This window comes from Acidovorax sp. (assembly GCF_016783915.1).
In the GTDB taxonomy this organism is placed as follows: domain Bacteria; phylum Pseudomonadota; class Gammaproteobacteria; order Burkholderiales; family Burkholderiaceae_C; genus Acidovorax.
The window spans coordinates 1-5,536 of record NZ_JADHVT010000224.1 but is presented as its reverse complement, the minus strand read 5'-3'; the positions used below and the strand labels follow the sequence as shown (position 1 = coordinate 5,536).

General features: G+C 63.2%; 8 protein-coding genes. 6 read left to right on the top strand and 2 right to left on the bottom strand.

Annotation, left to right across the window (positions count from 1 at the left end; all coding sequences use genetic code 11):
- Together ISS20_RS23220 and ISS20_RS23215 are read right to left on the bottom strand one after the other, a co-directional pair.
- On the bottom strand, window positions 1–362 hold a 362-nt coding region (locus tag ISS20_RS23220), incomplete at its 3' end, for a YeeE/YedE family protein (RefSeq protein WP_291439972.1).
- Complete coding sequence (locus tag ISS20_RS23215; RefSeq protein WP_291439970.1) at window positions 356–691, bottom strand: metalloregulator ArsR/SmtB family transcription factor; 336 nt, start codon at window positions 689–691, stop codon at window positions 356–358. The genes ISS20_RS23215 and ISS20_RS23220, both read right to left, overlap by 7 nt.
- A 101-nt stretch (window positions 692–792) precedes the next feature.
- Here ISS20_RS23215 and ISS20_RS23210 point away from each other — a divergent pair, with 101 nt between their 5' ends.
- From ISS20_RS23210 to ISS20_RS23185, 6 genes are all read left to right on the top strand, one after another.
- Entirely contained in the window at window positions 793–1,653 is an 861-nt protein-coding gene (locus ISS20_RS23210; protein WP_291439968.1) for an MBL fold metallo-hydrolase, read from the top strand.
- A 46-nt stretch (window positions 1,654–1,699) separates the two neighbouring features.
- A complete protein-coding gene (locus ISS20_RS23205) occupies window positions 1,700–2,080 on the top strand; it encodes a rhodanese-like domain-containing protein (protein ID WP_291439966.1) in 381 nt (126 codons plus the stop codon).
- A gap of 85 nt (window positions 2,081–2,165) precedes the next feature.
- Window positions 2,166–2,357, top strand: a complete 192-nt coding sequence (locus ISS20_RS23200; protein WP_291439964.1) for a DUF2892 domain-containing protein — start codon at window positions 2,166–2,168, stop codon at window positions 2,355–2,357.
- A 62-nt stretch (window positions 2,358–2,419) separates the two neighbouring features.
- Window positions 2,420–2,785 (top strand): carboxymuconolactone decarboxylase family protein, encoded by a 366-nt coding sequence (locus ISS20_RS23195; protein ID WP_291439962.1) that lies wholly within the window; start codon window positions 2,420–2,422, stop codon window positions 2,783–2,785.
- A 139-nt stretch (window positions 2,786–2,924) separates the two neighbouring features.
- Window positions 2,925–3,455, top strand: a complete 531-nt coding sequence (locus tag ISS20_RS23190) for a molybdopterin-dependent oxidoreductase (protein ID WP_291439960.1) — start codon at window positions 2,925–2,927, stop codon at window positions 3,453–3,455.
- 28 nt (window positions 3,456–3,483) lie between these two features.
- Window positions 3,484–5,536, top strand: a 2,053-nt coding sequence (locus tag ISS20_RS23185) for an ATP-binding protein (RefSeq protein WP_291439958.1), incomplete at its 3' end; no start/stop codon positions are given.

Below are 5,536 nucleotides of genomic sequence, written 5' to 3'. Positions count from 1 at the left end.
AGGGACCTGGGCGACATGCGCGAGAGTCCGCACACGCCATGGCCGCTGGTGCAGCCCGATCCGTAGCGGGTGCCGACACCCACCAGCAGGCCGGCGATCACCACCATGCCCCAGCCTGCATCAATGCGCGGCTGCGTAGGGCCTGCCACCAGCCAGTAAAGCCCGGGCGCCACCAACATGCCCAGCACAAAAGCCACACGCCAACCGATGTCGCCAGCGCGAGGCCGCAGCAGGCCACCGACGATGCCGCTGATGCCCAGGATGCGCCCATTGAAAAGCACAAAAAGCGCCGAGGCCAGGCCCAGCAGAACACCGCCCGCGAGGGCGGCCCAGGGGGTGAAATGGGTCCAGTCGATCAGCATGCTGCGCTCTCCTTGGCAGGGCCGCAAAATTGTTCGAACAGCACGTTCATCACGGCCAGGGCCTGGGGGCTGGCGATCTCGTAATAGATGTTTTTGCCTTCTCGGCGGGTACTGACGAGGCCCTCTTCGCGCAGCACCCCCAGTTGCTGGGACAACGTGGGCTGGGAGATGCCCACCAGTTCCTCCAGCTCGCCCACGCGCTTTTCACCCTGTGTCAGCTGGCACAGCAAGAGCAGGCGATCGGGGTTGGACAAAACCTTCATCAAGCGGCAGGCGATGTCGGCGGACCTGCGCAAGGCTTCAAGGTCCATTTGCGTCTCTGCGTGCATGGTGGCGGGCTCCTTTTTCAAATTCGATGTCGATATTCTATTGACTAACAATCTATCTGTCAATAAACTATCAACATCGAAATTAAATACGGAGTCCTTCGATGCAACCCCATATAGAAGCCTTCTTTGATGACGCCACCTGGACGGTGAGCTATGTGGTGTTCGATCAGCCTGGCGGCCACTGCGCCGTGGTGGATTCGGTGCTGGACTACGACCCGAAGTCGGGTCGCACCCGTACGCTGTCTGCCGACAAGATCGTGGCGTTTGTGCAAGGTCAGGGGCTGAAGGTGCAATGGATTCTGGAAAGCCATGCCCATGCAGACCACCTGTCGGCCGCACACTACCTTCGCGACAAGCTGGGCGGGAAAATTGCCATTGGTGCGTCCATCACCCAGGTACAGGATGTGTTCAAGAAGGTCTTTCATCTGGAGCCCGGGTTCCACCCGGATGGCAGCCAGTTCGACCAGCTCCTGCACGACAACGAGGTGTTCCGCATTGGTCAGCTAGAGGCCAAGGCACTCGCAGTGCCTGGCCACACGCCGGCTTGCATGGCCTACAAAGTGGGAGACGCCGTGTTTGTCGGCGACACGCTGTTCATGCCCGATGTGGGTACCGCGCGCTGCGACTTCCCTGGTGGCAACGCACACACGCTTTACCAGTCAGTGCGCAAGTTGCTCAGCCTGCCCGCTGAGACCCGCCTGTTCATGTGCCACGACTACCCCCCCGCAGGGCGCGCCGTGGCCTGGCAAACCACCGTTGCCGACCAGCGCGCCGACAACATCCATGTGCACGACGGGGTGACCGAGGAGGCTTTTGTGGCGCTGCGCACCCAACGTGACGCCACGCTGGAGATGCCGGTGCTCATCCTGCCCTCGGTGCAGGTCAACATCCGCGCGGGAGAAATGCCGCCACCGGAAGCCAACGGCGTGACCTATCTCAAGATTCCCGTCAACGCGCTGTGACACGCTGCCGCATCCGTACCACCCCACCCACTGCAGGAACACTGACATGAAAACCGCCCACGATCTGGTCACTGCTGCCAAGGCTCTGGTGCAAGAGGTACCGCTGGACAAGGCAGACGAAGCCATCCGCAACGCCGACGTGCTGATCGATGTGCGAGAGGCCGACGAGTACCAGGCTGGGCATATCCCCGGCGCCATTCACGCCTCTCGCGGAGTGCTGGAGTTCCGGCTCAGTAGCACGCCCGAACTCAACGCTCGCGACCTCAAGGTGGTGCTGTACTGCAAGACCAGTGGCCGGGCTGCGCTGGCTGCGTGTGCCATGCAGGACATGGGCTACCTGCAGGTGCAGTCCATCGCAGGCGGCTTTGACGCGTGGTTGGCTGCGGGCAATCCCGTCGCAGCGCCCGCATCCCCCTCATTCGATTGACCGGGCGGTGAGCGCATCCGGCGTTCACCGCGCTTGTGCAAGTAAGGCCCATCCCCGGGCCACAACCCCAGAGCAAGGAATCATCATGAACATCAATGTAGGAACCGTAGACCGTATGCTACGCATCGTCGCAGGCCTGGTCTTGATCGCACTGGCTGCCACCGGTACGGTGGGCTGGTGGGGTTGGCTGGGGGTGGTACCACTGGCAACAGGCCTGTTTCGCTTCTGCCCGGCCTACACGCTGCTCGGCATCAACACCTGTCCGATGAAAAAATGAACCGATGGCGTGCGCCCGCCGCCTGGCTGGCGCTCATCATGGTCCCAGCGAGGAATAATGAAATGAGTACGTTTGATCACATCGGCCTGATCCAGGGCATCAACGAAAACCTGGCCACCTTTCGCAAGGCCCAGCCCGACGCCATGCGGGGCTTTGCGCAGCTGGCGCAGGCGTCCATGGCGGAAGGGGCACTGACCAGCAAACACAAAGAACTGATTGCCCTGGCCATCGGCGTGACCCAGCGCTGCTCCGGGTGCATCGGTTTTCATGTCAAGGCGCTGCAAAAGCTTGGCGCCACGCGTGCAGAACTAGAAGAAATGCTGGCCGTGTGCGTTTACATGGGGGGCGGCCCGGCACTCATGTACACGGCCGAGGCGCTCAAGGCCTGGGACACCATGGCCGCAGCCAACCTCACCACCGCTGCCTGAAGCCCTGGCCCTGCCCCCTCTCCCACCATCATCCGCTCTGTATGCAAAACCACCTTCAGCCAGACCAGCGGCAATAAATCGGTTTACATTTTGGGCGTCTGTCCGCGAGACTGTTACCAAACCGGAAGGGGGGGTGTCCATGCAATCTCATCGTCGTCATGGGTGGAAACTGGCGAGGTCCAAGGCATTGGCGGCATGGATCATCGGTGCGCTGGCGGCGGGCACTGCACACGCCCTGGAGCCACCCACAGGTCCCGTCGTCCTGACCATCGATGGCGCCATCACGCAGACCAACCGGGGTCCGCAGGCGCAGTTCGACATGAAGATGCTGGAGAAGCTGCCGCAGCACAGCTTCTCCACCCAGACACCCTGGTACCCCAGCGCCGTCACTTTCACAGGCCCCCTGCTGCGCGATGTGCTGGCGGCGGTGGGCGCCAAGGGCACCAAGATCACTGCTGTGGCCCTGAATGACTACAAAACCGAGATCCCTGCAGACGATGCCACGCGCCACGACGTGATCGTGGCGCGCCTGATGAACAACCGGCCCATGCCCATCCGCGAAAAAGGCCCGCTTTTCATCGTGTACCCGTTTGACACCAAGGCAGAGTTGCGCAGCGAGCTGTACTACAACCGGGCGGCCTGGCAGCTCAACGCCTTGCACATCCGATAGCCGCCCCTCCCCGCCACAGCCCCCACGCATGCTGCGCAGCCAACACATCCTGCGGCTCATCATTGCGGGGCTGGTATTGGCCTATGTCGCTATTTCGGCTGTGCAGTACAGCCAGTACCGCAGCGTGGAGGCCGTCATGCGGCGCGGCGACGTCAACGCGCTGTGGTCGTTCTTGCAGCTCAACGTGGAGTACGAAAAGCTGGACCATGCGCTGCACCAGTTCGAGCTGGACCCCACCAGCATCACCACGGACAAGCTGGAGCTGCGTTACGACCTGTTCCTGAGCCGTTTCAGCGCGCTGGAGAGCGGCACCTCTCGCACGCTGATGCAGGACGAGCCCATTTACGCCAATGCGCTGGCGGCCCTGCAGCGGTTTGTGGCAGCGGGCGACAGCTACTTTGGCGCCAGTGTGGACGCCACCTCCAGCCAGACCAATATGCGGCGGCTGCGCACCGAGCTGGACGGCCTGCGCGACACGGTGCAAGAGCTTTCGCTCAACGCCTCGCGCGTTTCCGCCATGCTGGGCGATTCGCGCAATGCCGAGGTCAAGCGCCAGACTTTGCTCACCACTGGGCTCACGGCATTCCAGGCGCTGCTCACGTTTTTGCTGGCCTTTGCGATGGCGCGACAATTCTTGCAGCGCGAAAAGGCTACGTCCCAGGCCATGGCCGCGCAGAACGAGCTGGTAGAGGCCCTTAAGCGCAACGAGGAGGCGCTGGAGGCGCGCGTGGCAGAGCGCACCGTGCAGCTGCAGAAGGTCAACGCAGCCCTGCGCGAACACGAGGACGAGCTGGAGATTGCCCGCGCCCGTGCGGAGGACGCCTCGCAGATGAAGTCGGACTTCCTGGCCAACATGAGCCACGAGATCCGTACCCCCATGAACGCGGTGATCGGCATGAGCCACCTGGCCCTGAGCACCAACCTCACGCCGCGCCAGCGCGACTATGTCGAAAAGATCCAGCGATCAGGCCAGCATCTGCTGGGCCTGATCAACGACATCCTGGACTTCAGCAAGATCGAAGCCGGCAAGCTTGAAGTGGAGGTGGTGGACTTTGACCTGCGCGGCGTGCTGGACAACGTGGTCAACCTGATCAGCGACAAATGCGTGCACAAGGGTCTGGAGCTGCTGTTCGATGTGGACCCTGCCCTGCCCGACGACCTGCGCGGCGACCCGTTGCGTCTGGGGCAGATCCTGGTGAACTACGCCAACAATGCGGTCAAGTTCACGGACAAGGGCGAAATCATCGTGCGCGTCACCGAAACCTCGCGTGACGACACCGGAGTCCTGCTGCGCTTTGAGGTGCAGGACACCGGCATCGGCCTGACCCTTGAGCAGCAGTCGCGGCTGTTTCGGTCGTTCGAACAGGCCGACACCTCCACCACGCGCAAATACGGCGGCACCGGTCTGGGGTTGGCCATCTCCAAGAAGCTGGCTGGCTTGATGGGCGGCGAAGTGGGGGTACAAAGCCAGCCTGGGGTGGGCAGCACCTTCTGGTTTACCGCCCGTCTGGGGCTGGGCAACCCGAGCCATGCCCCTCTGCTGCCCACCCCCGACCTGCGTGGGCGGCACGTACTGGTAGTGGACGACAGCGAGCAGGCCCGGCATATCCTGGGCGAGATGCTGGCCCGCATGAGCTTTGCCGTCACCACGGCCTCTTCCGGCGAGGAGGCGGTGGCCCAGGCCCGCGGCGCCGAACAGGCTGGTCGCCCCTGCGAGATCGCATTCGTGGACTGGAAGATGCCCGGCATGGACGGGTTTGACACCCACCGCGCACTCGCCCGCCTGCAGCACCCGCCCCACACGGTCATAGTGACCGCAGCAGGCCGCGACGATGTGCAAAGCGAACTGGAGCGCGCGGGGCTGCAGCTGATGCTGTCCAAGCCCGTCAGCCCCTCGCAACTGATTGATGCCGCCATGCAGGCGCTGGGAGGGCCGACCCGATCTTCTGACGGTCGGACCAAGCAGGCACCCACCCGTGCAGCGCACCTGTCTGCCATTGCTGGTGCGCGGGTGCTGCTGGTGGACGACAACGACCTGAACCAGCAAGTAGGCGCCGAGCTGCTGAGCGGCGCAGGCCTGG